24 protein-coding genes are annotated in these 25,897 nt (G+C 64.4%); 10 read left to right on the forward strand and 14 right to left on the reverse strand.

The genetic code is table 11. The features are described 5' to 3' along the window. Positions 1 to 3 precede the first annotated feature (3 nt). On the forward strand, positions 4 to 1,182 hold the full coding sequence (locus AC1MBU_RS03675) for a fatty acid desaturase family protein (protein ID WP_277359820.1): 1,179 nt from the start codon (positions 4 to 6) through the stop codon (positions 1,180 to 1,182). Positions 1,183 to 1,197: 15 nt separating this feature from the next. Here AC1MBU_RS03675 and AC1MBU_RS03680 read toward each other — a convergent pair whose 3' ends face one another. Further along, complete coding sequence (locus tag AC1MBU_RS03680) at positions 1,198 to 2,115, reverse strand: oxygenase MpaB family protein (protein WP_277359819.1); 918 nt, start codon at positions 2,113 to 2,115, stop codon at positions 1,198 to 1,200. Positions 2,116 to 2,261: 146 nt separating this feature from the next. On the opposite strand from AC1MBU_RS03680, the gene AC1MBU_RS03685 reads away from it, so the two are divergent. Next, positions 2,262 to 2,720 carry a glutathione peroxidase gene (locus AC1MBU_RS03685; RefSeq protein ID WP_056546787.1) on the forward strand — a complete coding sequence of 153 codons (459 nt, stop codon included), beginning with the start codon at positions 2,262 to 2,264 and terminating at the stop codon, positions 2,718 to 2,720. On the opposite strand, the gene AC1MBU_RS03690 is transcribed toward AC1MBU_RS03685, so the two are convergent. Beyond that, positions 2,717 to 3,607, reverse strand: a complete 891-nt coding sequence (locus AC1MBU_RS03690; RefSeq protein WP_479789713.1) for a Cof-type HAD-IIB family hydrolase — start codon at positions 3,605 to 3,607, stop codon at positions 2,717 to 2,719. The genes AC1MBU_RS03685 and AC1MBU_RS03690 overlap by 4 nt on opposite strands. A gap of 119 nt (positions 3,608 to 3,726) precedes the next feature. Here AC1MBU_RS03690 and AC1MBU_RS03695 point away from each other — a divergent pair, with 119 nt between their 5' ends. Both AC1MBU_RS03695 and AC1MBU_RS03700 read left to right on the forward strand, forming a co-directional pair. Next, entirely contained in the window at positions 3,727 to 4,353 is a 627-nt protein-coding gene (locus AC1MBU_RS03695; RefSeq protein WP_277359817.1) for a hypothetical protein, read from the forward strand. Continuing rightward, positions 4,346 to 5,734, forward strand: a complete 1,389-nt coding sequence (locus AC1MBU_RS03700; protein ID WP_471672796.1) for a multicopper oxidase domain-containing protein — start codon at positions 4,346 to 4,348, stop codon at positions 5,732 to 5,734. The genes AC1MBU_RS03695 and AC1MBU_RS03700 overlap by 8 nt, the downstream gene beginning before the upstream one ends. Here AC1MBU_RS03700 and AC1MBU_RS03705 read toward each other — a convergent pair. After that, complete coding sequence (locus tag AC1MBU_RS03705; protein WP_471672797.1) at positions 5,703 to 6,122, reverse strand: hypothetical protein; 420 nt, start codon at positions 6,120 to 6,122, stop codon at positions 5,703 to 5,705. The two genes, AC1MBU_RS03700 and AC1MBU_RS03705, sit on opposite strands and share 32 nt — an antisense overlap. Positions 6,123 to 6,204: 82 nt before the next feature. On the opposite strand from AC1MBU_RS03705, the gene AC1MBU_RS03710 reads away from it, so the two are divergent. The 3 genes from AC1MBU_RS03710 (at position 6,205) to AC1MBU_RS03720 (ending at position 8,393) form a co-directional block, all read left to right on the forward strand. Further along, positions 6,205 to 7,308 carry a multicopper oxidase domain-containing protein gene (locus tag AC1MBU_RS03710; RefSeq protein ID WP_346027918.1) on the forward strand — a complete coding sequence of 368 codons (1,104 nt, stop codon included), beginning with the start codon at positions 6,205 to 6,207 and terminating at the stop codon, positions 7,306 to 7,308. Between the two features lie 112 nt (positions 7,309 to 7,420). Next, a complete protein-coding gene (locus AC1MBU_RS03715; RefSeq protein WP_056546123.1) occupies positions 7,421 to 7,720 on the forward strand; it encodes a type II toxin-antitoxin system VapB family antitoxin in 300 nt (99 codons plus the stop codon). Then, positions 7,713 to 8,393, forward strand: coding sequence for a LytR C-terminal domain-containing protein (locus AC1MBU_RS03720; protein ID WP_056546125.1), 681 nt, complete (start codon positions 7,713 to 7,715; stop codon positions 8,391 to 8,393). Before AC1MBU_RS03715 ends, AC1MBU_RS03720 begins: the two co-directional genes overlap by 8 nt. A 38-nt stretch (positions 8,394 to 8,431) precedes the next feature. On the opposite strand, the gene AC1MBU_RS03725 is transcribed toward AC1MBU_RS03720, so the two are convergent. The 3 genes from AC1MBU_RS03725 to aceA all read right to left on the reverse strand — a co-directional run bounded on the left by AC1MBU_RS03725 (position 8,432) and on the right by aceA (position 12,214). Further along, positions 8,432 to 9,127, reverse strand: coding sequence for a DsbA family oxidoreductase (locus tag AC1MBU_RS03725; protein WP_346027920.1), 696 nt, complete (start codon positions 9,125 to 9,127; stop codon positions 8,432 to 8,434). Positions 9,128 to 9,247: 120 nt separating this feature from the next. Continuing rightward, positions 9,248 to 10,864: a malate synthase A gene (aceB, locus tag AC1MBU_RS03730; RefSeq protein ID WP_479788615.1), complete on the reverse strand. Its 1,617-nt coding sequence runs from the start codon at positions 10,862 to 10,864 to the stop codon at positions 9,248 to 9,250. Positions 10,865 to 10,894: 30 nt separating this feature from the next. Further along, a complete protein-coding gene (gene aceA / locus AC1MBU_RS03735) occupies positions 10,895 to 12,214 on the reverse strand; it encodes an isocitrate lyase (RefSeq protein WP_277359424.1) in 1,320 nt (439 codons plus the stop codon). Between the two features lie 132 nt (positions 12,215 to 12,346). Here aceA and AC1MBU_RS03740 point away from each other — a divergent pair, with 132 nt between their 5' ends. Both AC1MBU_RS03740 and AC1MBU_RS03745 read left to right on the forward strand, forming a co-directional pair. Beyond that, a complete protein-coding gene (locus AC1MBU_RS03740) occupies positions 12,347 to 13,828 on the forward strand; it encodes a helix-turn-helix domain-containing protein (protein WP_277359423.1) in 1,482 nt (493 codons plus the stop codon). A 26-nt stretch (positions 13,829 to 13,854) separates the two neighbouring features. Continuing rightward, positions 13,855 to 14,400 (forward strand): CGNR zinc finger domain-containing protein, encoded by a 546-nt coding sequence (locus tag AC1MBU_RS03745; RefSeq protein ID WP_346027923.1) that lies wholly within the window; start codon positions 13,855 to 13,857, stop codon positions 14,398 to 14,400. Between the two features lie 87 nt (positions 14,401 to 14,487). Here AC1MBU_RS03745 and AC1MBU_RS03750 read toward each other — a convergent pair whose 3' ends face one another. From AC1MBU_RS03750 to AC1MBU_RS03760, 3 genes are all read right to left on the reverse strand, one after another. Beyond that, entirely contained in the window at positions 14,488 to 18,588 is a 4,101-nt protein-coding gene (locus AC1MBU_RS03750) for a S8 family serine peptidase (RefSeq protein ID WP_479788619.1), read from the reverse strand. A gap of 239 nt (positions 18,589 to 18,827) precedes the next feature. Then, positions 18,828 to 19,640: a bifunctional hydroxymethylpyrimidine kinase/phosphomethylpyrimidine kinase gene (gene thiD, locus AC1MBU_RS03755; protein ID WP_479788621.1), complete on the reverse strand. Its 813-nt coding sequence runs from the start codon at positions 19,638 to 19,640 to the stop codon at positions 18,828 to 18,830. 42 nt (positions 19,641 to 19,682) lie between these two features. Continuing rightward, entirely contained in the window at positions 19,683 to 20,132 is a 450-nt protein-coding gene (locus AC1MBU_RS03760; RefSeq protein WP_056546138.1) for a YdeI/OmpD-associated family protein, read from the reverse strand. Positions 20,133 to 20,291: 159 nt separating this feature from the next. Here AC1MBU_RS03760 and AC1MBU_RS03765 point away from each other — a divergent pair, with 159 nt between their 5' ends. Then, positions 20,292 to 20,999 carry a queuosine precursor transporter gene (locus tag AC1MBU_RS03765; protein WP_277359418.1) on the forward strand — a complete coding sequence of 236 codons (708 nt, stop codon included), beginning with the start codon at positions 20,292 to 20,294 and terminating at the stop codon, positions 20,997 to 20,999. Positions 21,000 to 21,093: 94 nt separating this feature from the next. Here AC1MBU_RS03765 and AC1MBU_RS03770 read toward each other — a convergent pair whose 3' ends face one another. The 5 genes from AC1MBU_RS03770 to AC1MBU_RS03790 form a co-directional block, all read right to left on the reverse strand. Further along, positions 21,094 to 22,032, reverse strand: coding sequence for a type IV toxin-antitoxin system AbiEi family antitoxin domain-containing protein (locus AC1MBU_RS03770; protein WP_479788625.1), 939 nt, complete (start codon positions 22,030 to 22,032; stop codon positions 21,094 to 21,096). A 236-nt stretch (positions 22,033 to 22,268) separates the two neighbouring features. Continuing rightward, complete coding sequence (gene tgt / locus AC1MBU_RS03775; protein ID WP_479788627.1) at positions 22,269 to 23,519, reverse strand: tRNA guanosine(34) transglycosylase Tgt; 1,251 nt, start codon at positions 23,517 to 23,519, stop codon at positions 22,269 to 22,271. Between the two features lie 49 nt (positions 23,520 to 23,568). After that, positions 23,569 to 24,354, reverse strand: a complete 786-nt coding sequence (locus AC1MBU_RS03780; protein ID WP_479788629.1) for an SRPBCC family protein — start codon at positions 24,352 to 24,354, stop codon at positions 23,569 to 23,571. Between the two features lie 29 nt (positions 24,355 to 24,383). Then, on the reverse strand, positions 24,384 to 25,244 hold the full coding sequence (locus AC1MBU_RS03785; RefSeq protein ID WP_479788631.1) for a DUF6707 family protein: 861 nt from the start codon (positions 25,242 to 25,244) through the stop codon (positions 24,384 to 24,386). Positions 25,245 to 25,316: 72 nt separating this feature from the next. Then, positions 25,317 to 25,856, reverse strand: a complete 540-nt coding sequence (locus AC1MBU_RS03790; RefSeq protein ID WP_056546148.1) for an NUDIX hydrolase family protein — start codon at positions 25,854 to 25,856, stop codon at positions 25,317 to 25,319. Positions 25,857 to 25,897 lie beyond the last annotated feature (41 nt).

Genomic DNA, 25,897 nt, shown 5'->3' on the forward strand with positions numbered 1-25,897 from the left:
GGTATGACAGACCTCGTAGAAAAAGTGTCAGAGGACACGAGTGTTGAGAAGCCCCGGCGACGGCCGGGAGCGCTGGCGGCAACCGGCCACCCGCTGGTCCGTCCGCCTGCCGCTGCACACCTCTCCGATGAGCAGGTTGCCGAGCTGGGCCGCGAACTGGATGCCATTCGCGACGAAGTGCTCGACCGCCGCGGCAAGCACGACGCCGACTACATCCGCCGGGTCATCAAGGCGCAGCGCGCGCTGGAGTTCGGTGGACGGGCAGCGCTGCTGTTCAGCCGGAACAAAGCGGCCTGGGTAGCCGGCACTACAATGCTCAGCTTCGCCAAGATCCTGGAAAACATGGAGCTCGGCCACAATATCCTCCACGGACAGTGGGACTGGATGCGGGATCCGGATATCCACTCCACCACGTGGGAGTGGGACTTCGTCACCCCTGCGCGCTCCTGGCAGCACACGCATAATGATCTGCACCACCGCTGGACCAACGTTGTGGGCAAGGATCGCGATGTCGGCTACAACCTCCTGCGGATGGATGATGACCAGCCCTGGAAGCCCTTCAACCTGGGCAACCCGCTGTACAACGCCATCCTGGCGCCGGTCTTTGAATGGGGAATCGCCCTCTATGATTTGGAGCTCCCGGAGTACAAGGAAGGGCTCAAGTCCAAGGAGGCCCTGCGCAAGGACCTCCGGGCACTGGGGCTGAAAGCGGCCAAGCAGTTCGGCAAGGACTACGCCGCGACACCCGCGGTGGCCATGCTCACCGGTTCCGGCAAGCAGGCGCTGATCGGAACGCTGACCGCGAATGCGGTGCGTAACGTGTGGGCTCACGCAGTCATTTTCTGCGGACATTTCCCCACCGGCGCTGACACCTTCACGGAGGAAATGGTCGACGGCGAGACCCGCGGTGACTGGTACGTACGCCAGATGATCGGCTCGGCCAACATCTCCGGCTCCAAGTTCATGCACCTGATGACGGGCAACCTGTCCCATCAGGTTGAGCATCACCTCTTCCCGGACCTGCCGTCCAACCGTTACCACGAGGTAGCGCCCAAGATCCGTGAGATCTGTGCCCGCTACAACCTGCCGTACACCACCGGGCCGCTCCTGAAGCAGGTTGGCTCCGCGTGGGCCAAGGTTTTCCGGCTGGCGCTTCCTGACCGGACGCCCAAGACCAGCTAGGAGACGCAGCGCACTTCAGGCGCCGGCGGGCGGGTGCTTCTGCACCCGCCTGATCCGGCGCAGTGCTGCCTGCTCGGTGGGACTCTGACTGCCCAGGCCGAGCTTCATAACCCCCAGCACGAGCAGGACCGCCGGCTTCACCGGCAGCCTAACCGGCCCAAGATGTGGCAGGGACAGGCCGAGGAGTTCGCGTTGCCGGGGAGTCAGCGTGGCCACAGCACCGGCGAACAGTACCCGGTACCCAAGGCGCTGTGAGCGCGGAAGCGGCGGACGCCGGATGTAGGCCAGCGCGTCCTGAACCTGTTCGCTGGAAGTGAGTTCGCCGTCGTACGCGGCAAGCTGCTCACGCAGTTCGCCGGCGCTCCGCGGCGGGTCGCTCACGCCCATCAATTCACCGGCTTTCGCCCACTGCCGGACATACTCGTCCGCGCCGCCGGGAAAGCTGAGCCCATACTGTTGGTGCGCGCTGAGGAAGGCGTCGGTGAAGGCCAGATGCACCCAGCGCAGCAGATGGGGATCATTGGCGCTGTAGGCGCGTTCGACGCCGTTTGCGTCCACGTACGTGCCGGTCACCTTCTCATGCAGGCGGCGCACCCAGGCGGACGCGCCGCGTGCGGCATCCGTTGACCCGTAGGTCACGGTGAAAATCCAACGGATGGTGTTGGCCAACCGGCCAAGCGGGTCCTCGCGGAAGTTCGAGTGGGCATACACTCCCGCCATCGCCCCGGGATGCAACGCCTGCAGCAGGAGCGCACGAATGCCGCCCACTGTCGGGGTCATTGAACTGTGGACTGCCCAGACGGCTGAGCCGGGAGCGAAGTAGCCGGCGTCATCGCCGTCAGCCAGTTCCTCCGTCCAGGCAGGCGGCTGGGCGCCGGTGCCCGTGAAAGTGTTCTTGAGCTCGACGCGGAGGCGGGTGAAGGGTGACGCCATGGCACCAGTATGCAGGGTCAACCCGTGAGTCCCATCCAGAAAGGGTTGGCTGACGAACCGCCTTCAGCGACAATTTCAAGCCGAACACCGTTTCACTTCAAGGAGCACCAGTGTCCCCGCAGAACCTTCACGACATCCCGCTGACCATGATCGACGGGACCGAGCGCAGCTTCGGCGATTTCCGGGGCAAGACGGTCCTCGTGGTGAATGTCGCCTCGCAGTGCGGCTTCACCCCTCAGTACGCGGGCCTCGAGGAGCTCTACCGGAAGTACGCGGACCAGGGGTTTGTGGTGCTCGGTGTTCCGAGCAATCAGTTCATGGGCCAGGAGCCGGGAACTGAAGCGGACATCCAGGCCTTCTGCTCGATGAACTTCGGCGTGACGTTCCCACTCACCACGAAGAGCGACGTCCGGGGACGGAACCAGCACCCCCTGTATGCAGAACTGACCCGGTTCCGGACGGGCATGATGCCGGGCCTCGTGAAGTGGAACTTCGAAAAATTCCTGGTGAACGACGCCGGCACCGTCGTTGCGCGGTTCGCCCCCACAGTGGAGCCGGACTCCGAGGAGATTGTCACGGCGATCGAGGCCGCACTCGCCGCTTAGGCGCGGGAAACCGCCGTTTCGGCGCAGCGCAGCAGGAAGGCGGCACCGGCGTCGTCGTTGGTCAGCTCACCTTCGATGAGGACCGGGTAGGGCTTTTCCGGAACGCCGTCGGCGGGCCGGACATCGACGTGCGCAACGCTGTAGCCATGCTCGTGGAGGTAGTCGGCCATGGCGTAATCAGTGCGTGAATCGCCTACGGTCCGCCAGGTATGGGGGATGTCTCCGTCGATCAGGCGCAGCGCACGCTCTGCACCCAGGTCCTTGCCGACGCGCACGGATTCAATGTCCGTGGAGATGATGGTGGGGTCAACCCGGTAGTCGACGCTGTCATCGCTGTCCGGCAGGTGGTGCGCCAGCCGGCAGACGCCCATGTCGAAGTGCCGCATGATGTCCAGGACGGCGGCATCGAAGGGGCCCTGCCTGTCGAGGTAGTCCTGGTTCCCGACATCAACGCGCTGCTCGATCGACACCATGGCGCGCTTGGTCTCGTCGAAGAACATGTGGTCGGCGAACTGTTCCTCCACCAACCGACGGACCTCATCGCCGAACTCCTGCGGCAGCGCGAGGGTCTCGTCGACGTGCACTTCGGTGGCGCCCTCAGTGGTGAAACTGAACCAGGTTGCACCCTTCTCGCAGATGGCGTGGAAGGTGATCCCGGCAGGGATCCCGGCGGCCAGCATCGGCTTCAGAACCTCTTCGCGGATGAACTCATCCGAGCGGCCGGTATTGAAGATCACCGGCCATCCTGCTCCTGCCAGCGCGATCAGCGCATCAATGATTTCCGGCCGCACGGTGCGTGTAACGGGGCTGGCAACCGGCCCGTCGACGTCGAGCAGCAGGCCGATGGGAGCGGGCGCGGTTGTGGAGGAGAACACCGAAGCAGTCACCGCCCCAGTATCCGCGTCTCGGGCCGCCGCGGGGAAATCGGTGACGCGCAGGGTTTCCCCAAGGTCTGAAGATGACACTGAATTCCTGCAGCATCCAAGGCACGATATTGAGGCGAGTAATGGCGATTGAAAAGATCGCGCTGGCCGAGCAGGATGCGGCTGACCTGATGCCTGGGGAGGCAGCCGACCGTCCCATCGGACTGACGCGACGAGTGTTTGGCATTTTGATAGGTACCGGTGCACTTGGCACCGCAGCGGGTTGGGGGATTGTCTCCGCCGCCGGTGGCACCGAGGAGGTTCCGACGTCATTCGGAACCGTTCGGATTGCAGCGGCTGAACGGCAGGCCCGCATGGTTGGCGCGGTGGGAGGCCACGCGAGTAGCGCAGCGCACGGGGCCGCTCCGCCAGGCGCTTCAGCGCAACCGTTCAACCACACCTGGGGCGAACACCTGGCAGTGAAACTGGAGGTACGCAACACCTCCGAGCGCAACGTGCTGTTTGCGCCGGGACAGCTGCGCCTCCTCGTGGCGAAGACGACGACGGTGACGAACCGTGGTGCCGACGTCGCCAAGATCCTGCTCACGGCCGGCTCCCACCGCAGCGTGTGGGTCAGTTTCCTGGTTCCGAGCGGCGTAGCGGGACTAGCCGCACAGTTCACCGATCCCTGGGGCGGCCCGGCTCCGTTGGCGTTGGCGCTTCCCCGGATCTCCCTTCGACCAGGCTCACTGGAGGACAACCATGGCTGAGCAGCTCCCTCCCGAAATACTGGCGCGCGGGGATCTCCTCAAGTTGGGAGCAGCGGCCGGGCTGGGCTTTGCGGCCCTGCCGCTGGTGCAGCCCTCCGCTCCGCGGAACCGCGTTGCACGGACGCCGGTCCCGTTGGCGCTCGCTGCGCAGCCAGGGGTGCTGGACCTCTACATCAACGAGGGCTACCTGAAGATGGTGGACGACACGCTTGTCTACCACCGCGGGTTCGGCAGCCGACCGACCGACGTTGATGACCCGAACCCGAGCCTCACCATGGACCCGACGGTGATCACCGTTGCAGGTGACGTGATTCCCAGCCGCAGTTACCCGCTTGAGGCTCCGCTGCCTCCGCGCGGAACACCGGCGCCGCTGCGGGCTGATGCGGCCAATCCCGGCCAGTTCCTGATCCGCCGCAACTACTGGGCGAGCTACTTCCCGGCGCGGACCATCATCGCCGAATTGGGTAGCACCATCCGCTTGCGCATTCAGAACCGTCTGGGCAAACCGCACACCCTCACCGTCTTCGGTGCCGGGGCCGACGGCGGTGACCTCACGACCGGCCCTGTTGCCCCCGACTCCGTGGCCACCCTTGATTTCCCCTGCCCGCGACCGGGAACCTACATCTTCGCCGACCCGACCAACGCGCCGGTCGAACGTGTACTCGGCCTGTTCGGGGTGCTCGTGGTCATGGACCCGGAGCACCAGTGGGATATTGCGGAGGACCTTGCAACGTTTGAGCGGCAGTGGGTGTGGATCTGCCACTGCGTGGAATCACGCTGGGCGTCCATGGAAGCTGCGGGACAAACCGTGGATCCTGTGCAGACGCCGGCGCTGCCGCGCTACTTCACGCTCAACGGGCGCAGCGGGTTTGAATCCCTGGGCATCACCTTCGACGACACCGTCAATCTCGCCACCGAGGAGGAAACCCTGATCTCGGGCTATCCGAGGCAACTGGACGTACGCCAGTTCGGTGAGGGAACGGAGGCGGGCACGCTCCGCGGCGGCCAGCTGGTGCGCCTGATCAACCCCGGGATCTGCCTGCACCAGATGCACTTTCATGGGAACCACATCTGGACGGTCCGCCGAAACAACGTGGACTGGCCGCGGCACGAGGGGTTCGTCGACAACGAAGGCCACGTGGTCCTCCAGCAGTGGGAGGACGTCGTTGAACTGGCGCAGATGGACACCAAGGACTGCATCATCCCGATCAAACGTCCGCCGGACGCCATCGACCCGGTTTGGTTTGCACGTACCGGTGACTGGGTCTACCCGATGCACTGCCACGCTGAGCCGTCTCAGACCGCCGCCGGCGGCATGTACCCCGGCGGGCTTGTTGCCCACTGGACCCTCAAGGGCCCGATCCCAGGAGCCACACCGTGAGTATTTTCAGCCGCAAGCGGAGTGAGAGACGCTCGAGTCGCCGCTCGATCCGCGCAATCGAAAGAGCCCAGGAAGTCGCCGAACGCCGTCGTCGTGAAGAGGAACGACGGCGGGAGGCAGCTGAGCGCCGCAGGCGGGAGGAGGAACGCCGGCGAGCGGCGGCGGCAGAGCGCCGCAGGCGGCGGTCTTCGCCCAAGCCGAGCGTGTCACCGAAGCCGAGCGTGTCACCGAAGCCGAGTGCGTCGTCGTCGGCGTCTGCGTCGGCAAGCGCGACCGCAACGGCGGGCGCCACTCCCAGTGCCACCGCTTCCGCCACCCAGAGCGCCACTCCAACGGCCACCGCCTCTGAATCCGTCACGCCGTCGGCGACAGCGGATCCAACGGTCACAGCGGAGCCCACCACCACCGCGGAGCCGACCGCAACGGCTGAACCAACGGAACAGCCGGATCCGGTCGGAGGGGTGGAACCGGTGCTGCATCACCGCTTCCAGAGCCAGGTGGATTTCAGCTCGGACCAGCTGGAGGTGGAAAACCCCGTGACGGAATTCCTGCAGACCCCCGCGGTTGCCGTCGACTTCGACTTCCACAGCCGCGACCTCGTCATGGACGATGGCGCGGAATTCGAGATGTGGAGCTTCGAGGACGACACGCACGAGCGGGGCTTTCCCGGCCCCACCCTGCGGGTCCAGGAGGGGAAGGTGTTTCACGCAACGGTGCACCCGAGCAAGGGACCGCACACCATTCACTGGCATGGCATGGAACCTGACCCCCGGAACGACGGCGTGGGGCACACGTCATTCGAGGTGGACGGGCAATACACCTACCAGATGCAGCCCGAACCGGGACGGCCCGGCGACCCGAACTACGGGGCAGCGGGAACGTACTTCTACCACTGTCACGTCAATACGCCGCTGCACGTCCAGATGGGGATGTTCGGTCCACTGGTCATCGATCCGGTGGTGCACCCTGCCTATCCGGTGAGCCCCGGCGCTCGCCGTGCCTTTGTGGACGGACCGGAGTATGACATCGATACCGAGGCGTTGCTCGCGCCCTACTCGCTGGATCCGCGGTGGCATGAGATGAACCATGCTGACGGTCTGTCTGGAGAAGACGCCGGCCTCAACCGGTTTGAGCCCGAGCATTTCTACGTCCTGGGCGGGGAACTTGCCCGCCGTCCTGCCGGCAAGGAAGTGGTGTGGAGTCTTTCCAGCCTGCGCGCCAATGTGAAGGGCGGTCCGAAGAAGCCGACGCTCCTGCGGACGCTCAACGCCAACTACCTGCCCACAACGCTGATCTTTACCGACGCGGATGGAACCGAAGCGCGTATCGCCGAATTGATCTCCCACGATGGCCGGCCGTTCCGGGACACTTCCGTTCCGAATGTCCCCGCACCGAGTTGCCGTGATGCCGGTTATCCGTTGACCGCCAGCAGGCTCGCCTACGGCGCCGCCGAGCGCTTCGACATGCTGCTGCATCCGCCGACGGCCGGTCGGTACTACCTTCGGGTGCAGTGGGAGGACTGGGTCACCGGGGCGGTCCTCGGTACACGCACCATCCCGATCGACGCGACCTGACACTCAATGCCACCCCGTGAAGGAGGACTTTTCCGGTAACTCTTTGGCGACGACGGGCACGCTGCCAGAGCGCCACATTCCCTTGGGGCAATATCTTGCCTAGGCTGTGTTGGTGATCTTCAAAGCAGTGAGCGATGGACGCCCGTACCCCGACCACGGACACGTGACCCCCAAAGACTGGGCCAACGTAGCCCCACGCCAGGTTCGGCTGGACGAACTCGTCACCACCAAGACCACGCTAGACCTCGAGGCGCTGCTGGCCGAAGACTCAACCTTCTTCGGGGACCTCTTCCCGCATGTGGTGCAGTGGAACAACACGTTGTACCTGGAGGACGGGCTGCATCGGGCAGTCCGTACGGCACTTCACCAGCGGACCATCCTGCACGCGCGCGTTCTGGTTATCGATGGCTAGGACACCGAAACGCAAGCCGATCCGATCGAAGAAGAACCCGATCGAATGGCACGGTCACCGCATTGTGACCGAGAACGATCTCGAGACGGTCTTCGCCGATGACGGAAATGTCGAACGCCCGCACGTCTACATGCGCAGGCTGCGCCACGGTGTGGTGCTGGTACTGCTCCTCGCTCTGGTGACCGCCGCCGTGCTCTTCGCGCTGGCCTTGGCCCGGGGGGACATCCAGCTCACCGCCAGCCAGCCATCGGCGAGCCCCGTCAGCGCCTGCCCTGCCGGTCCGTTCGAGCTCGTTGATCCTGCCACAGTGACCGTGAACGTGCTCAACAGCACCAGCATCGCCGGGCTGGCAGGGAATGGTTCGGCGGCTCTGGAGGAACGCGGCTTCACGGTGAACTCCGTCGGCAACCGGTCCGTTGGTCAGACCAACATGACCGCGATCATCGTCTCCGGGCCGTCCGGGTATGCACAGGCATTTACGCTGCAGCGAACCATTCCCGGAACAATCTACGTCGAGGATGAGCGGCCGGACGCCACCGTGGACGTTGTGCTTGGCTCCGAGTTCGAGGCGCTGGTGCCCGCTGAGGAAGTCAACGCCGAACCGGGCGGGCTGGTCTGTGAACTGCCGTCCACAGCGAGCCCCACGCCCGCGCCGTCGTCAGCTGCTCCGTAGGAACGGAACCGCAGACGACGACGGCGCGCGCCGGTCAGCTAGCAGCCGTCTGGTCCGCAGACCTCGCCATCGGGCGAGGTGGATACCGGGATCAGGGGATGGGCTTCCTGCCACGCCTGGTCCAGAGCCTGCCGGAAGAGCTCGACGGGCTGTGCGCCGGAGATGCCGTACTTCCGGTCAATCACGAAGAACGGCACGCCGCTCACCCCGAGGGTCTGGGCCTCGCTGATGTCCCGCCGTACGTCGTCGGCGAAGCGGTCGCCGGCCATGGTGTCACGGACAGACTGCTCATCGATGCCGAGGTCATTGCCCAGTTTCACGAGCACGTCGGTATCGGAGGTGTTCAGACCCTGCTCGAAGTGCGCCGAAAGGATGGCTTCCTTCGCTTCGTTGCCGTGACCAAGCGACTTCGCGAGGTGCAGGAACCGGTGGGCGGGGAAGCTGTTGCCGACAACCACGGAGTCGAAGTCGAAGTTCACGCCGACATCGGCCGCTGACGTGGTGAGCTGGTTCCACATTTGGCGGACCTGCTCAGGGGCAATTCCCTTGCGTTCGGAAAGGTACTGCTGCTCGGTTCCGTCATAGTGCTCGGGGAGGGTGGGGTCCAGCTGGAAGCTCTTCCACGTCACTTCCACGCTGTCCCGGTGCGGGAATTCAGCAAGGGCTTTCTCGAAGCGGCGCTTACCGACGAAGCACCACGGGCATTTGACGTCAGACCAGATTTCAATGTGCATACCTTTCCCAACGGGACGACGGCGGCGCGCTATTCCCGCCGCACCACCTCGCGTTGATTTGGCAGGACACGCCCCTTAGCGCTCCGCAAGAGGGGTGTCCTGCCAGATCAACGGCTGGGGTTAGCGCTGCAGGGCCAGCGCCGGCCGCTGCCCGGCGCGGAGGTGCCGGGTGTAGGCGGGGAGAGTCAGGAATTCGGGGAAGTCCTCGCGGAGGGCCACTTCCTCGAAGAGCCGACGGGCGTCGTCGTACCGGTCATCATCGAAGCGCGGCAGCCGGTCAAATTCATCCTCCAACAGCTGTTCCACCCACTCACGCGTGATGACCTCGCCGGTGTCAGTCACGGCATGGACGTGGATCCACTGCCAGATCTGCGAACGGGAGATCTCCGCGGTGGCGGCGTCCTCCATCAGGTTCTTCAGGGTCACCGCGCCATGGCCGCGGAGCCACGTTTCAAGGTAGCGGACGCCCACCGTCAGGTTGGTCCGGATCCCGGTTTCCGTGATGAGGCCCTGCGTTCCGGTCAGGTCGATGAGGGCGCGGTCATCGGGCACCACGTCCGTGCGCTGGCGGTCCAACTGGTGTGGGCGGTCGCCGAGCACCACGTCGAACACGGCCCGCGCCACCGGGACCAGGTCCGGGTGAGCCACCCAGGCGCCGTCAAAGCCGTCGCCGGCCTCGCGGGACTTTTCGGTGCGGGCCTGTTCCCTGGCGATGGCGTTGATGGCGTCATCGCGGCGGCTGGGAACGAAGGCGGCGGGTCCGCCGATGGCGTGGGCGCCGCGCCGATGGCAGGCGCGCACCAACTGCTCGGTGTAGGCCCGCATGAACGGGGCGGTCATGGTGACCATGGTCCGGTCAGGCAGGACAAAGCGGGGGCCACGGAGCCGGAAGTTCTTGATGAGCGAGAAGATGTAGTCCCACCGCCCGGCATTCAGGCCGGACGAGTGCTCGCGGAGTTCGTAGAGGATCTCCTCCATCTCGAAGGCGGCGGTGATGGTCTCGATGAGCACGGTGGCGCGGATGGTGCCGCGGGGGATGCCGAGCAGCTGCTGGGAGCGGAGAAAGATGTCGTTCCACAGCCGCGCTTCGAGGTGGTTCTCCAGCTTCGGCAGGTAGAAGTAGGGTCCTCGGCCGGAATCGATCAGCCGGTGGGCGTTGTGGAAGAAGTAGAGCCCGAAGTCCACGATGCTGCCCGAGAGCGGTTCGCCGTCGACCAGCAGATGCTGCTCCGGCAGATGCCAGCCCCGCGGACGCACGACGACGGTGGGCAGCTTTTCGCCGAGCCGGTACTCCCTGCCCTCCTCGGTGGTGAAGTCGATGCGGCGTCGCAACGCGTCATGCAGGTTGAGCTGTCCGTTGATGACGTTGGGCCAGGTGGGGGTCAGCGAATCTTCGAGGTCCGCCAGCCATACGTTGGCGCCGGAGTTCAGGGCGTTGACCGTCATCTTGCGGTCCACCGGACCGGTGATTTCGACCCGGCGGTCCTCCAAGCCGGGAGCCGGGGGCGCAACCTGCCAGCCGCCGTCGTTCCTGATGTGTGCGGTGTGGGCCAGGAATCGCGGGTCCTCGCCGCGCGCGATCCGGTTCCGGGTTTCCCTGCGCCGCTGGAGCAGCTCCTGGCGTCGTGGCTCGGCGAAGGCGTGGAGTTCGCTGAGGAAATTGAGCGCTTCGGGGGTGAGGATTTCGTCCTGGCGGGGGATGGGCGGTGCGGTCAGCCTGATGCCGTGTGTGTTCATGGAAGGTGCTCCTTCAAAACGGGGAGGGGTTTAGTGGAACTGCTGGGTCTCGGTGGAGCCGGCGAGGGCCAGGGTGCTGCCCTTGGGGTTGAGGGCGCTTGCCACCTGGTCGAAGTAACCGGTGCCGACCTCGCGCTGGTGGCGTGTGGCGGTGTAGCCGCGTGCTTCAGAGGCGAATTCCTTTTCCTGAAGTTCCACGTAGGCGCTCATGCCGTCGGCCGCGTAGCCGTGGGCGAGGTCGAACATCGAGTAGTTCAGCGCATGGAACCCGGCGAGGGTGATGAACTGGAAGGTGAAACCCATGGCGCCGAGCTCGCGCTGGAACTTGGCGATGGTCGCGTCGTCGAGGTGCTTGCGCCAGTTGAACGACGGCGAGCAGTTGTAGGCGAGCATCTGATCGGGAAACTCGGTCTTGACGGACTCAGCGAAGCGCCTGGCGAGCTCAAGGTCCGGGGTGCCGGTTTCCATCCAGATCAGGTCCGCGTACGGAGCGTAGGCGTGTGCCCGCGTAATGCAGGGATCGATTCCGTTGCGGACCTCGTAAAACCCTTCCGGTGTGCGTCCTCCGGTGAGGAACGGGCGGTCCCGCTCGTCGACGTCGGACGTGAGAAGTGTCGCCGCTTCGGCGTCGGTCCGGGCCACGATGACCGATGGAACGCCGGCGACGTCGGCTGCCAGTCTCGCCGCGTTCAGCGTGCGGACGTGCTGTTGCGTGGGGATGAGGACCTTGCCGCCGAGGTGCCCGCACTTCTTCTCGGACGCCAGCTGGTCTTCCCAGTGCACGCCTGAAGCGCCGGCTACGATCATCGACTTCATCAGCTCGAACGCGTTGAGCGGCCCGCCGAACCCGGCCTCTGCGTCTGCGACGATCGGCACGAGCCAGTCTTCGACTGACTGCGTCCCTTCTGCCCACTCGATCTGGTCCGCACGCTGCAGCGCGTTGTTGATGCGGCGCACCACCTGTGGGACCGAGTTGGCCGGGTACAGCGACTGGTCCGGGTATGTCTGGCCGGAAAGATTGGCGTCGGCTGCAACCTGCCAACCGGACAGGTAGATGGCCTTCAGCCCGGCCTTCACCTGCTGCACTGCCTGGTTGCCGGTCAGTGCGCCGAGGGCGTGGGTGTATTCGCCCGTTTCTGCCTGGGTGGTGAGCTGCTGCCACAACTTCTCGGCGCCCCGGCGGGCGAGTGTGTGTTCCTCCTGGACGCTTCCACGAAGGCGTACGACGTCGGCGGCCGAGTAATCACGCTGGATCCCTTCCCAACGCGGATCAGCTGCCCACTCCAGCTCGAGTTCGTGGACCGCTTCGGTGCGGGTATTGCTGCCTGGGGTTCCGGCTTCCTGCGTCATTGCGTTTCTCCTTCCGGGAGGCATTGGTGCCTCTGCGGTAACTGCTGGTGAGAGCAACGATTCAGCATCCTGCACCCCCGAACCAGAGCAAACCTATGGAAAGAAACGCATTTCTTCGCGTATCGTCAAGAAATGACTACTTCGAGCTGGAATCGCACCCGGCAGCCCGAACTTGAATCCGTTCCCGAGGGTGAGGACGCGATCAGCCTCGGCCGCCGCCTGCGGCACCTCCGCAAGAGCCGGCGCATGACGCTGGAGGAGCTGGGCGCCGTCGTCGGGACAGCGCCGTCCCAGCTCTCATTGATGGAGAACGGCAAGCGTGAGCCCCGGTTGGGCATGCTGCAGTCGCTCGCGAAAGCGCTCGGGGTGAGCATCGACCAACTGCTGGGTGCGGAACCGCCCAGCCGGCGGGCTGCGTTGGAGATCGCCCTCGAGCGGGCTCAGCGGGGTCCGCTGTACGAGTCGCTCGGGCTGCCGAAAGTCCGCACGTCGGCGCGGCTGCCGATGGAGGCCCTTGAAGCGTTGGTGGGTCTGCAGGCGGAGCTCGAGCGCCGGTTAAATGAGCAGGTGGCAACGCCGGAGGAGGCCCGCCGCGCCAACGCCGAGCTCCGCGGCATCATGCGCAGGCAGAACAACTATTTCCCGGATATCGAGGCCGAGGCACAGAAGGTCCTTGCCTCCGTCGGCCACACCAGCGGGCCGCTCTCGCAGCACCTCATCGCCGATATCGCTGCGCATCTCGGGTTCACGTTGCACCATGTGGGGGACCTGCCGCATTCCACCCGATCGGTGACGGATCTGAAGAACCGGCGTATCTATCTCACGCAGTCGCAACGGACGGACCATGACCCGCGGTCGGTCCTGCTGCAGGCTCTCGGCCACTACGTTCTGCAGCATGAGACACCGGAAAACTATCGGGAGTTTCTGAGGCAGCGGGTGGCCACGAACTACTTCGCGGCGGCGCTCCTGCTGCCCGAGAAGGCAACGGTCGATTTCCTCCAGACGGCAAAGTCCGCCAAAGAGATCGCGGTCGAGGACGTTCGGGACGCGTTCGCCGTCTCCTATGAGACCGCGGCCCACCGGTTCACCAACCTCGCAACCCAGCACCTGGGCATCCCCACCCACTTCCAAAAGACCCACCAGAGCGGGATCATTTACAAGGCCTACGAGAACGACGGCGTGACCTTTCCGCAGGATCACACCGGCGCCATCGAGGGCCAGCCCTCGTGCAGGAAGTGGACGTCCCGCGTGGTGTTCGATGTTCCGGACCGCTTTTCCGCCTACAGCCAGTACACCGACACACCGAGCGGCACCTACTGGTGCACTGCCCGCACCGAGCGGGCCGCTGCCGGCGAGTTCTCCCTCAGCGTCGGCGTGCCCTATGCGCATGTGAAGTGGTTCCGCGGACGTGAAACTTCCATCCGTGGTGAGTCCCGCTGTCCGGAGGAATCATGCTGCAAGCTGCCGCCGTCGTCATTGGCGGGTGAGTGGTCAGGCTTCGCCTGGCCCAGCGCGCGTGCGCACTCCCACCTGCTGGCGGCCATGCCGCCCGGCGCATTTCCCGGTGTTGACGAGACCGAGGTGTACTCCTTCCTGCAGGCGCACTCGGGCTAGTCTGGAGCGAGACTGACAGGAGCCTCATGCTTTTTGCCAATGACACTGAAGAGGGTTTGCGCAGCGCGGCCGCGCTCGTGAATACCGAGGATGGGGAGCAGCTTCCCGACGTCGGCTCCCTGCACCGGTTTGCCCGGAACTGGAACTGGACCGGTAACCTCGCGCTCGATGACGCAGAACTGGGCGCCGTCCGTCGCCTTCGCCCGCGTTTGCGCGCCTTATGGGACGGCGATGAGGACTACGTGGTGGAGACGGTGAACTCCCTGCTGCGCGAGTTCAACGCCCTGCCGCAGCTGGTGCGGCATGATTCCTGGGATTACCACATCCACGCAGTCCCGCGGGAGGCGCCGCTGTCGGCGCGAATGGCCGTCGAGGCGGCAATGGCTTTCGTTGACCTGGTGCGTAGCCGGGAGCTGAGCCGATTGCGGCTGTGTGCATCGCCGGACTGCGGGAACGTGCTGGTGGATCTGTCGAAGAACCGGTCGCGGCGGTTCTGCGAATCGGGTTGCGGGAACCGGGCTGCGGCGGCGGCGTACCGCGCCCGGCTCGCTGAGCGTGCGGAGTCCGCCTGACCTTTCGAGTCCGGCAAAAAGAAACCCCCGGCCCATTTTTTGGACCGGGGGTTTCTTCGATCAGTACCTACCTACTCAACGGTGAGGTTACGGCACCATCCAGGTGAAACCGCCCCAACCGGTTCCGTTCTGGACTCTTGGCAGGAAGCCGCCTGAGCCGTCCCCGTAGTAGAGGAAGAGCCGTCCGCCAGAGTCACGTGCGAGTAGGTCGGCGTCGCCGTCTCCGCTGAAGTCGCCCGGGCCGACGATGGTGTAGGGGTTCCACCCCGCGCCGATCTGCATTCGGGGCAGGAAGCCGCTGGCACCATCACCGGGGTAGAGGAAGAGGCGTCCGTCAGAGTCACGTGCGAGTAGGTCGGCGTCGCCGTCTCCGCTGAAGTCGCCTGGGCCGACGATGGTGTAGGGGTTCCACCCCGCGCCGATCTGCATTCGGGGCAGGAAGCCCCCGGCACCATCACCGGGGTATAGATACAAATTGCCACTCCGGAAGCGAGCCATCAGGTCGACGCTCCCATCCCCGTCGAAATCGCCCGGCGAGGCAATTTCCAGACCCTGCCAACCCTTCCCGATCTGAACGCGTGGATTGATTGTGCCGGTACCGGTGCCCTTGTACAGCCACAGACGGCCAGCGGTGTCGCGTGCCATAACATCCGCATCGCCGTCACCGTTGAAGTCGCCGGGAACGAGGATGGCGTTCATGATGTTCCATCCCGTGCCTAGCACCTGCCGCGGAAGGAACCCACCGGTGCCGTTGCCCGGGTAGAGCAGCAGTTGGCCGGCGGAGTTGCGGACAACCACATCCGGATTGCCGTCACCATCCAGGTCTTCGTTGACGGTTGCACCCGCGACCGAAATCGGGACGATCTCCTGCTTGTCACCCGTTGCATTGTGGTGATGAATGAACAGCGCCTTCGCGTCCGTGACGGACTCCTGGCGGTTGACGTTCAGTGTGACTCCAGCCGCCGAAGCGAAGGACGCCGCTGCCGGCTCGCCGCCCTCGAACCACAGTGCCGGTTCGGTGACGTTGAAGTCGATCCAGTCGGTGGTGTCGACCGGGCCACCGGAAACACCGTTCTCGTCAACGTTGAAAGCGCTCGCCGTCGACACCCGGTACTTGATCGGCGCCGAGGCGCCCAGCGTTGCGGCGTTCATACCCAGCTCCGTTACCGGAACCGGAAGGGTCACAACGTTGGTGTCGAACGTGTTGGTGTCCACACTGCCGTCCACCCCGTTGGCGAAGTAGAGGTCGGTATCAAAGACGGGTGCTCCCGCATCATCGATGGTGACAACCTCGAACAGGATCATGTCCAGTGTTGGAGCTCCGGGACCAAGATCCGAGTAACGCAGGGTCTGGACAACGTAATCGACCGTGCTGTCGCCGTCGGTATCGAGCTCGATTGACACTCCGTTGTTGCCGCCGAGCTGCGCCCAGTTCTGCCAGGTGCTGATACCGAAGTTCAGCACACCGGTTGTCGGGTCTCCGGCAGCATCAACCAGCGCCGGAACCGTTGAGGCAGCGCCTACTGCGCGGAGGTCAAACGAGTAGAGAGACTCAAGCGGACGCTCCGCTGCCTTGGGGCTCTCAGCGCCGAGGACCAGCGGTGAAACGATGGACTGGTAGGCGGATTCTCCAGGAACTCCCTGCGAGAGCCCGCGGCCTTCGAGTGCAATGCTGCTCAGGAGGTCAGAGGCGCCGTCGAAGGCAATTTCAGTTCCGGCCGAAATATCCGAGGTGGGCTTCGGTGCCGAGTAGACGGGCACACGAAGTTCCTGCCCATCAGCGCCGAGGAGCTGAATCCGGCCGGAAACGTCGGCGAGGTACTGACGCGGAATGCCGGCCTGAATCTCTTCTGCCGCCGGATCGATTGTTTTGGCGAGAGCCGCAGGATCGGCAATCGTCAGTGTGACGGTCAGCGTTGCCGGGTTGTTGGCCGGAACAGAAATCACCGCTGGTGACACCGAGATGGCAACGCCAGGCATTGTCGACGCTGCAAGGTAGCTGGCGTCATAAGTGACCGGAGCATTGGACGTGTTCTGGACGGTGACCTGCTTGGTGACCGTCAGAGCTTCAGTGCCGAGTTCCAGCACGCCGAAGTTTACCGAGGTGAGGGCCGGCTGCTCCGTCGCGTAGGCCAGAACGGATGTTTCCAGGGCTTGCATCGCGTCAACGCGTCCGGATCCCACGCGGTTCGGTGCGTAGGGAATTCCATCTGCAGTCAGGAGATCATGCGTCGCCGTGTTCATGATGACGCTCTTGGCCTGGTACGGGTTGTACTCGTTCGCGGAGAGGACCAGCGCAGCAATGCCTGCCGTGTGAGGTGCGGCCATCGAGGTGCCGCTCTTCGTCGAGGCCCCGTTGCCGGTTCCTACCTGAACTGAGCCAATGGAAACACCGGGAGCAGTCACATCCGGCTTGACCACGCCGTTGGAGCCATGGACGCCCCGCGAGGAGAACGCCGCAAGGGTGTCCTTCGCGTTGGAGGGTCCGGTAGCCGTTGCCTGATACGAGGGGTCGAGCTGGAGGACAAGCGTTCCCGCCTCCGCCGCCGGCATCAGCCTGGCGGTGTCAGCGGCGGTGAGCTGGAGGCCCGGGATCTTGTCGTTGCCGCCGATACCGGCAGGGAACACGTCAAGCGTTGTGCCGATGACGACGCCGGCGTACCCGGCGGCGGCGGCGTTGTTCCACCGATCGGCTGAGCCGCAGTCACGAGTGGTGTCATTGTCATCCCAGAACAGCCACACCCATTTGCCGGCGTTGGCTCCGGCCACAGGCAGGGCGTCGCAGCCGTCATTGTTGGCTCCGTCAGGTCCCATCACCACTTCACCCCGAAGCGTTTCGGGAGTAACTCCTTCAGCGGCGTAATCGAAGTTGACGGTGTACTGCCCGGAAGCAGGTCCCGCCACGGCCTCGGGTGCCAGTACATCAACGCGGTCCAGGGTTACCTGGGAACCAACGCTGGCCGCAACAGTCAGTGCGGATTCGGCGCTGCCGGGTGAGCCGCCGATGTCGTAGACATCGCCGTCGTTACCGGAGGATACGACCGACAGGACGCCCTGTTCGGTCAGTTCATTGACAATGTCGTTTTCGGGGTCGTCGTACGCCGGGAAGGAGGAGCCCAGCGACATGTTGACTACCTGTGCGCGGTCGTCGAAGTTGCCGTCGCCGTTGGGGTCCAGGACGTAGTCCAGGGCCTTTCCCACCACGAGGCTTGAACCCTCGCAACCGAAAACGCGGAGGGCAACAATGCCGGACTCAGGGGCAGATCCCGGGCCGATTCGCATCTCGTTGACGGTCTCCGCCGTGAGGGTGCTGTAGTCACCTTCGAACGTGGTGCCGTCAGCGTTGACTCCATAACCCGAAGAGGTGCCTGCAACGTGTGATCCGTGGCTCTGGCAGTCAAGGGGATTGAGGTCCGGCTGGGGAATTGTGCGTGCGGGATCGGTTGAGCCGGCGTCGTAGGCATCGCCCACCAGGTCATAACCGCCGAGGAACTTGGCGGCATCGTAGAGCGCGGGATCAGGTTCGGCATCAGCCTTGGCCTGATTGAAGGCCTCGATGGTGCCCGGTCCGCCGAAGCCCGCATGGGTGTAGTCAAGACCGGTGTCCAGCACGGCAATGGTGATTCCCTCGCCGGTATTGTCCCGGGCCGTCCATGCTTCGAGCGCGCGAGTGTCAATATCCGCGCCCTTGTTCTCGATGGTTTTGGGGACTATTCCGGTGATCTTCACGACGTCCGGACGGGCAGCGAGCGCCTTGATTGCCTCAGCATCGCCCTGGATGGCGACGCCGGGAAGGGTGTTGGTGGTGGTGTACAGCTGGGAAGCGCCGGCTTCGGCTGCCACCTCGTCCGCTTGTGCCTGGATGCCGGCACGGATTTCAAGAACGCGGTCGGTCCGCTGAATCGGCGTGGTGAACCCGTTGCTGCGTACTTCAGCCGGCTGCGTCTGCTCAAAGGCTCCCTTGCCAGCGAACTGGACGTAGGCCGCCGTCGTTCCCGTTTTCTCGGCGAGGTCCCGGCTGATTTTGGAATCGATTGCGGGCTGAAGCGTTATTCCCTCAGCGGTGGGGCTGTCGGAATCCGGCGCCTGCACTGCCGAAGCCGGTGCCCACATGCTGGAGGCCAGGGCGAGGCCGGTCAGCGACGCCAGCACAGCCCTTCCTGATCTCCGGCGGTATGACTTGCTCATGCTGCTCCTTACGAAGGAAGAGTCAAGGCCCATACCGCTTGAGTCCATTCCTAGCCCCCCGCAGCACTGCTGGCACGGCCAAGACCGGTGTGAGTGTTATTCCATGTGTTGCGATGGGTGCCAGCAGAGATGTGAAGCCCGTTCAGGCTTCACCCTTACAGCTTCATGTGTCACGAGTCACAAGTCAACGGATTTGGTTCGTTAAGGTAGCTAACCGGTCGAGATTTTCCTACGCGGCGCTAGACGGCCGCAGCGCCGCCCTGCCAGACCGCATCGAACGGTGCGTTCGAAGAGACCCTGTTCCTGATCCCCTCGGTCACGAAAGCCTTGGCAGTACGGGCGGCTTCCAGCGGCGCTGCACCCTTGGCCAGCTCCGCAGCGACCGCGGCCGCAAGCGTGCAGCCGGCACCGCTGACTGCGACGTTCCCCACCTTGGGGGCGCGGAGAACTTCCAGCGTCTCGCCGTCGTAATAGACATCCACGGCGTCGCTGCCTTCCAGCCTCACGCCACCTTTCGCCAGTACGACGGCGCCGCTTGCCTCATGGATGCGCCGCGCCGCTTCCTTCAGATCCTCCACCGAACGGATCTCGATTCCCGCGAGCGACTCCGCCTCGAAGTGGTTCGGCGTGACGAACGTTGCCAGGGGCAGGATGTTCGCCTTCAGCGCCTGATCAGTGTCGAGTGCCGCGCCAGGCTCCTGGCCCTTGCAGATCAGCACGGGATCCAGCACTACGTTCTTCCACTCCTGGGACTTCAGCGCACCGGCAACAGTGTCGATGGTTTGCGGAGTGCCCAGCATGCCGATCTTCACGGTGCCGATCGCATAGCAGGACTGGATAGCTTCAAGCTGATCTGCGATGACCTGGGCATCAACGGGAACGAACCGATGGTTCCAGCTGTCCTTCGGATCGAACGAGACAATGCAGGTGAGAGCGGCGATGCCGTAGGTGCCCAGCACCTGGAACGTCTTCAGGTCCACCTGCGCGCCGGCGCCGCCGGTGGCCTCGGAACCTGCGATGGTCAGCGTAATTGCGGGTGCGTCAGTAGCCATTGCACCAGTCTGCCCGACGCCTCGCGGCTTGCGCCAACAGCATCACCGTGCCCGGCCCTCGTGCAGCATCCCGACGGACTTCTCGATCCGTGCTGCCCGGGTCTCAGCTTTCTTGGCGCCGGTGACCTGCAGCGCGTGCCAACTCTTGTTGCTGTAGGAGAGGGTGTCCCAGAACGCCTTGGCTGCAGGGTCCTTCTCGAGCGCGCCCGCAAGGTCCTCAGGTACCTCCACCTCGCGTGGGGCTGTGTCGAGTTCCACCTCGACATCATGCACTTCGCCGGCCTGGACACCGGCTTCCTGGCGCCTGTCCGCGCTGAGTCCGAACATGAACCGGCCACCCATTGACGCGATCGAAGTGCGGAAGGTGAAGCCGTTGACGGTCGCGACAATCTTCGGGTGTTTCCCGCCCCCGAGTTGCTCGACGATGGATTCCGGAACTTCGAACCCTGCCGTGTTCTTGCCGGATGATTCGAGCTCAGCGCGAAACTGCATCGTTGCCTCCACCTGTCGAGGTGCTCTGAACGACGTTGGCTGCAGATTATCCCGAAGGCCGACGTGGGACAATTATCAGACGCCTGGGGGCAGCCGGGCGACAGTGCTAATACAGCGGGCCCTTTGGGCTGCGCGAACCACTTCCACGAATGAGAAACAATGACTCAACTGCAGGACCATGCCCGCGCGCGTTACGCGACCGCCGGCAGCGCAAACTTCTCGATCATGCTGGCGGTTCTTGCCGTCGTCGTCATCCTTTCCAATATCGGCGCATCGAAAGGTGTAGTGATCGGGCCGATCATCGGCGACTTCAGCATCATCACGGACGGCGGGTTCTTCCTCTTCCCGCTCGCGTACATCATCGGTGACGTCATCAGCGAGGTGTACGGCTTCAAGGCCGCCCGGCTCGGGATCATCGTGACGTTTGTGCTGTCGGTCTTTGCATCGCTCGCCTACGCCGTCATCATTGCGCTGCCGGGGTTCGACGATGACTTTGGTCTCGCCAAGCAGGAAGCGCTGGAGTTGGCGCTCGGTCCGGTACCGCTGATTGTGCTCGCGTCTCTGCTGGGGTTCGTTGTGGGGCAGACGCTCAACTCGCTGGTGTTGGTGCGGATGAAGTCGCGGTTCGGCGAGCGCAGCATGGTGGCCCGCCTCATCGCCTCGACCGGTGTCGGGGAATTCGCTGACACGCTGATCTTCTGCGCCATTGCCGCCTCGGTGATCGGCATTACGGATTTCCCGACGTTTTTGAATTACCTCTTCTTTGGCTTCGTCTACAAGACGCTGGTGGAGGTGCTCCTGCTGCCGGTCACGACCGCGGCCATCCGCTGGGTGAAGCGTCGGGAACCGAGCTACGCGGCCGCCTAGCGGCGCCCGTCAAGAACCCCGTCCCCTTGCGCCGCCCTCCGCAAAAGTGCCGTTTGTTGTGCAGGATCGTGGGGACGTCCCCACGATCCTGTCACTACGCGGCACTCCTGGTGCAGTTCCACCACGCTTTCAGAATTCGCCCCCGGGTGGCTTCCTGAAACAGGTCCGCCCACTCGAGCCTGATGAAAACCCACCCCTGTTCCATGAGTGCCTTCTCACGTCGACGCTCCTGAAACAGCACCTCGGGGGTCGGAGCGTAGTCGAAGTACTTTGTCTTGCCGTCAAACTCGAGGGCAAGCTTCTGCTCGCGCCAACCGAAATCGATGCGGTGCTCACCGAATCGGGTGTGCACGACCAACTGTTGTTCCGGCTGGGGTATCGGCATGCCGGCTATCAGGTGCGCGGTGAGGGACTCACCCGCTGACTCAGACAGGACGCTGGCATTCTCCACGACCTCACGAGCAATCTGTACGCCCTTGTAGCCTGCCTGGCGTTGAAGGACCTGGTGTAGCTCGGCGCGCTGGACACCCAGATGAAGCGCGTGATCCGCAGTGATCAGCCCCTGCCTGTAGGACAACAGTCTGGCCGAGTCCACAACGGTGCGGGCGCGCGAGGTAACCTGCAACCCGTCGACCATGTCCACCTCGCCGGGCAGCAGCTTTGCTCGGTGTCGAACAACATCAGCGTTGTGCTCCCGCGATGATCCGGAAAGCGGCTGCGTGATGTGAATCCTGCTGTCCACATCCCACAGGCTGAGGCCGTGAACGCGTGCTGCGGACGTATGGCTATACGCGGCTTGCGTCAGCGCATGGCTGGCACGGCTGTGGGCTGTGATCCTGAACCGATCCTGCTCAGCTTCGGTCAGGGATCTCCAGTACTTTGTTGGCACATAGGCGTTGACCTGCAGACGGACGAGGATGCCCCGCTCGACCAGTCGCGTGATCGCGCGGCGGCTGACCCCCATCTGCTCCAGCTCGGTGGTGCGCCAGGAACGGGCCGATCCGCTCAGCCAGGAGTATGCGTTCGCGTCCATTGCACTAGCTTGACCGGCGAAGCGTGGCCCCGTGGCCGTCGTCGCGCATTTGTGGATAAACCTCTGCGTCCAGTACGCAAAGACGCCGACGTTGTGCAGGATCGTGGGGACGTCCCCACGATCCTGCACAAGAACGGCGCTTTTGCGGGAGGGCGGAGAGGAGGGTGGGTGTGCGGGTGCGCGGGCGGAAGAGACGGGGTGCGCGGCGGTGCGGGGTGCGCGGGCGAGAGTGCGAGCTAGCGCTTCGACGCGTAGTAGCGGCCCAGCACCTCGGCCTTGAGATCGAAGTACGTTCCGTCCTCGATCGCAGCGCGGGCGTCGTCGACCATCCGGATCACAAACCGCTCGTTGTGGATCGAGATCAGCGTTGCCGAGACCATCTCCTTGGCCTTGAACAGGTGGTGAATGTAGGCCCGGGTGTAGTGGGTGCAGGTGTAGCAGTCGCAGCCCTCCATGAGGGGCGTGAAGTCGCGCTTGAACCGGGCATTGGACAGGTTCCACCGACCATCGGGCACGTAGAACGCTGAGTTCCGGGCAACCCGGGTGGGGGAGACGCAGTCAAAGGTGTCCGCGCCGTTCTCAATACCCGTGAACAGATCGTCCGGCTCCGAGATGCCCAGCAGATGCCTCGGCTTCGATTCCGGCAACTCATCCGCGCACCAGCCCAAGATGGTACCGAGGTTCTCCTTCTCTAGTGCGCCTCCAACACCGAACCCGTCGAAATTCATCGCCCCGAGATCGCGCGAAGCCTTCCGCCGGAGATCTTCATACTGTGCTCCCTGAATCACGCCGAACAGCGCCTGGTACGGCTTGTCCGACCGCACGTCGGTCAGCCGCTCATGCTCGGCGATGCACCGCTCCGCCCACAGCCGGGTCCGCTCCAGAGACTCCTCCTGATACCCCCGCGAATTCATCAGGGTGGTCAGCTCATCGAACGCGAACATGACGTCGGCTCCGAGCTGGTGCTGCACCTGCATCGAAATCTCCGGGGTGAATCTGTGCCGGTCTCCGTTGAGGTGCGAGACGAACCACACGCCGTCGTCGTCGATGTGGGCGAGGCGCTCCTTGCCTACCGCGACGCGGTCATCATCCCCGGCATGCTCCGACGCCGCAGCGGAGTCCATGGTGATGACCTTCTTGAAGCCAGAACCCAGGCTCATCACCTGGAAGCCGCCCGAATCGGTGAAGGTAGGCCCATTCCAGTTCATGAACTTCCCCAGCCCGCCGGCCTCGTCAAGAACGTCCGCTCCCGGCTGCAGGTAGAGATGGTAGGCGTTGGCGAGCAGCGCCTGCGCGCCGGCCTCCCTCATGGACTCCGGGAGCACTGCCTTCACGGTGGCCTTGGTCCCGACGGCGATGAAGGCCGGCGTCTGAATCTCGCCATGGGGAGTGGTGATGGTCCCGGTGCGGCCATGCAGGCCCTCGCCGGACGCGGTGGTCTCGCTGAGGCGTTTACCGATGGAGAACGAAAAGTCTGATTGTGGCACCCGCCCATCTTCTCAGGAATAGACGGAGGCGCCCGCGTCAGGGAAGAAGCTAGCTGTCCAGCTGCGAGGTCTCGAGGGGACCCGAAGACGGGTAGTGCTGCCGCCGGAAAGCATCCCAACTACCCCAGGCAGTGCGCAGTGACTTCGCCCCCAGACCATAAGTTGAGATGACAACGAGGCTGGACCCCGGGCCTTCGAGAGATGGCTGATCGGCGAGGATCACCAGCCCCTCGCCATGATCGGCGTACTCCGAGACCGTCAAACCCACCTGGTTCTCCGTGCGGAACCACACCGATCCGGTCAGCTCATGCCCGTCCGGGAGGTTGAGGGAGTAGGAGTCCCCGGGCTGCTGTAGCTGCTCGGCACTCAGCTTCCCGATGATCGAACCGCCGTCAGCCGGCTCACCCATGAAAAATGCGGTGCGCCGGGAGCTGGAGGGGTGCCGCTCGAGCGCAAAACGCAGCTGCTGGAGGAAAGTGATCCAGCCCTCCGTGATCTCATCAGCCTCGGCTTCAACCCGCTCAATCGTGACCACACAGCCGTCCTGCACCGGTTCGATCCGGAACGTGTCACCGCCGTCGACGGTCAGGAACGTATGGTTGGGCCCTTCAACCACTGACGGCGCAAAGAAAATGGACTGAATTTCCTCATCCAGGGTGTCGGCTTCCCAGCCGTGCCACTGCCGGACCAGTCGTGGTTCCCGGAGCATGAGCCAGATTTGCCGGGCGTCCGCATTGATGTGCACGCTCAACGGGTTTGAATCTGCCACCGGCACCTCCTGCGCAGGGTGCTGTTCGGTGCTGGACTGTGTGAGGGAATCCGCCTGCTCGCTCATGCGCGCCACTCTACTCCCGCACCTGCAGGCTAACCAGAGGCGGCAGTTTTCCCGTTCAGTGCACGAATGGCGAGCAACTCATGCCCGATGCGCCGGTCCAGCGCTTCAGCCCCAAGGGTCTCAGAGCCGCCGTGCGCGCGCAGGTACAGCAGGACCGTCAGGCGCAGGCCCCGCCAGTCCTTTTCGGCCGCGGGGTCCTTCGTAGACCGCGCGATTTCCCGGTCATACAGGTTCGGCTCGTTCAGTTGCCGCTGGCGCACTGCAGCAGCGAGTTTCGCCTTCAGCGGGTCTGTCTCGGCGTCGTCGGCCGTTCGAAGCGCAGCGGAATACCCAGCGGCACGGGAACCGTCGCCGTCGTCCTGGGTGAGGTGCGCAGCGAGCGCAAGACAGCCCTCGATCAAATTCCAGCGGCCGAAGTTGCCGTCAAACGGCTGGTCCGTGAGCAGGTCGCAGACCCGGAGCGCGCTCGTGGCGTCGGACAGGTCCACGTACAGCGTCAACGCGAGGTCCCGGATGTCCTGCAGACTGCTGCCCGACTTGAAATTGACGCCGCGGGTGAGCCGTTCGGCGAGCTCATTCACACGCGGGCTCTCGGCATGGATGGCGGCGACGTGGGCGACCAGCGCCTCCGGCGACCCCTCGTCGGTGACGATGTGCGCGAGTTCATCGGGCGCCTCCGCCTGGACGGTCGATCCGGTGGCAATCCGCACCGTTTCACCCGACTCAAGCGTGGCCACCACAATGGCCGGAACACCGAAATCATCATGCTCGACGGCGGTGTCCACCACTTCACTGGTGCGCTCGCCTCCCGGAAGGAGGAGTTTGCGGCCGGCCTTCACGGCCTCGGCGGCGAGCGGTTGTAGCTGCGCGTCCACGTCGCTGTCGATCATTGGGAAGTCCTGCCTCACTGCACCTGTTGCCCCGGTTCGAACGGAACCGGTCGATAAAGAAACGGTAACGCCTCAGCGGCCCCAACCGGCGTAGGCGAGCGCCTGGCGCAGGAGGCTGTCGCGTCCGCCGGAGAACTCGGCGCTGACTGCGGGGCTGAGAGCTTCCTCGGGCGTCAGCCACGTCAGTTCCAGGGCATCCTGCCGCGGGTTGCATTCGCCGGTGACCGGAATGAGGTACGCCAACGCGACGGCGTGCTGCCGGTCATCGGTCAACCCGGTCTCGGAGGGGGAGGGGAAATACTCCGCAACAGTGAACGGCGTGGGGCAAGGCGGCAGCTGGGGGAGCGCGAAGGGCCCGAGGTCCTTCTCGAGGTGCCGCAGCAGGGCGGCCCGAATAGTTTCCCGGTACATCACGCGGCCGGATACGAAGGTGCGCACCATCTCGCCCTGGTCATTGGCCTGCAGCAGCAACCCCACCTCGGTGACATACCCGAGGGAATCGCATCGGACCGGGATGGCCTCAACATAGACCATGGGCAGCCGGCGGCGTGCTTCGTAGAGGTCATCCTCATTGAGCCATCCGGGGTTGGGGTCTGGGGTGCGCAGGTTCATACCTTCTGTTTTATAGCAGAGAAGGGCTGCGGCGTCCCTGA

It is taken from the genome of Arthrobacter sp. PTI12 (genome assembly GCF_056679915.1).

Excerpts from the sequence above, each read along its gene's own strand:
- AC1MBU_RS03760 (WP_056546138.1), bottom strand. The coding sequence starts at position 20,132 with ATGCAGTTTCGCGCTGAGCTCGAATCATCCGGCAAGAACACGGCAGGG.
- aceA (WP_277359424.1), bottom strand. The coding sequence starts at position 12,214 with ATGACGCAGGAAGCCGGAACCCCAGGCAGCAATACCCGCACCGAAGCG.
- AC1MBU_RS03785 (WP_479788631.1), bottom strand. The coding sequence starts at position 25,244 with ATGATCGACAGCGACGTGGACGCGCAGCTACAACCGCTCGCCGCCGAG.
- AC1MBU_RS03720 (WP_056546125.1), top strand. The coding sequence starts at position 7,713 with ATGGCTAGGACACCGAAACGCAAGCCGATCCGATCGAAGAAGAACCCG.
- AC1MBU_RS03700 (WP_471672796.1), top strand. The coding sequence starts at position 4,346 with ATGGCTGAGCAGCTCCCTCCCGAAATACTGGCGCGCGGGGATCTCCTC.
- AC1MBU_RS03695 (WP_277359817.1), top strand. The coding sequence starts at position 3,727 with ATGGCGATTGAAAAGATCGCGCTGGCCGAGCAGGATGCGGCTGACCTG.
- AC1MBU_RS03680 (WP_277359819.1), bottom strand. The coding sequence starts at position 2,115 with ATGGCGTCACCCTTCACCCGCCTCCGCGTCGAGCTCAAGAACACTTTC.
- AC1MBU_RS03740 (WP_277359423.1), top strand. The coding sequence starts at position 12,347 with ATGACTACTTCGAGCTGGAATCGCACCCGGCAGCCCGAACTTGAATCC.
- AC1MBU_RS03745 (WP_346027923.1), top strand. The coding sequence starts at position 13,855 with ATGCTTTTTGCCAATGACACTGAAGAGGGTTTGCGCAGCGCGGCCGCG.
- AC1MBU_RS03675 (WP_277359820.1), top strand. The coding sequence starts at position 4 with ATGACAGACCTCGTAGAAAAAGTGTCAGAGGACACGAGTGTTGAGAAG.
- aceB (WP_479788615.1), bottom strand. The coding sequence starts at position 10,864 with ATGAACACACACGGCATCAGGCTGACCGCACCGCCCATCCCCCGCCAG.
- AC1MBU_RS03770 (WP_479788625.1), bottom strand. The coding sequence starts at position 22,032 with ATGGACGCGAACGCATACTCCTGGCTGAGCGGATCGGCCCGTTCCTGG.
- AC1MBU_RS03725 (WP_346027920.1), bottom strand. The coding sequence starts at position 9,127 with ATGCACATTGAAATCTGGTCTGACGTCAAATGCCCGTGGTGCTTCGTC.
- AC1MBU_RS03765 (WP_277359418.1), top strand. The coding sequence starts at position 20,292 with ATGACTCAACTGCAGGACCATGCCCGCGCGCGTTACGCGACCGCCGGC.
- thiD (WP_479788621.1), bottom strand. The coding sequence starts at position 19,640 with ATGGCTACTGACGCACCCGCAATTACGCTGACCATCGCAGGTTCCGAG.
- AC1MBU_RS03685 (WP_056546787.1), top strand. The coding sequence starts at position 2,262 with ATGATCGACGGGACCGAGCGCAGCTTCGGCGATTTCCGGGGCAAGACG.
- AC1MBU_RS03750 (WP_479788619.1), bottom strand. The coding sequence starts at position 18,588 with ATGAGCAAGTCATACCGCCGGAGATCAGGAAGGGCTGTGCTGGCGTCG.
- AC1MBU_RS03780 (WP_479788629.1), bottom strand. The coding sequence starts at position 24,354 with ATGAGCGAGCAGGCGGATTCCCTCACACAGTCCAGCACCGAACAGCAC.
- AC1MBU_RS03790 (WP_056546148.1), bottom strand. The coding sequence starts at position 25,856 with ATGAACCTGCGCACCCCAGACCCCAACCCCGGATGGCTCAATGAGGAT.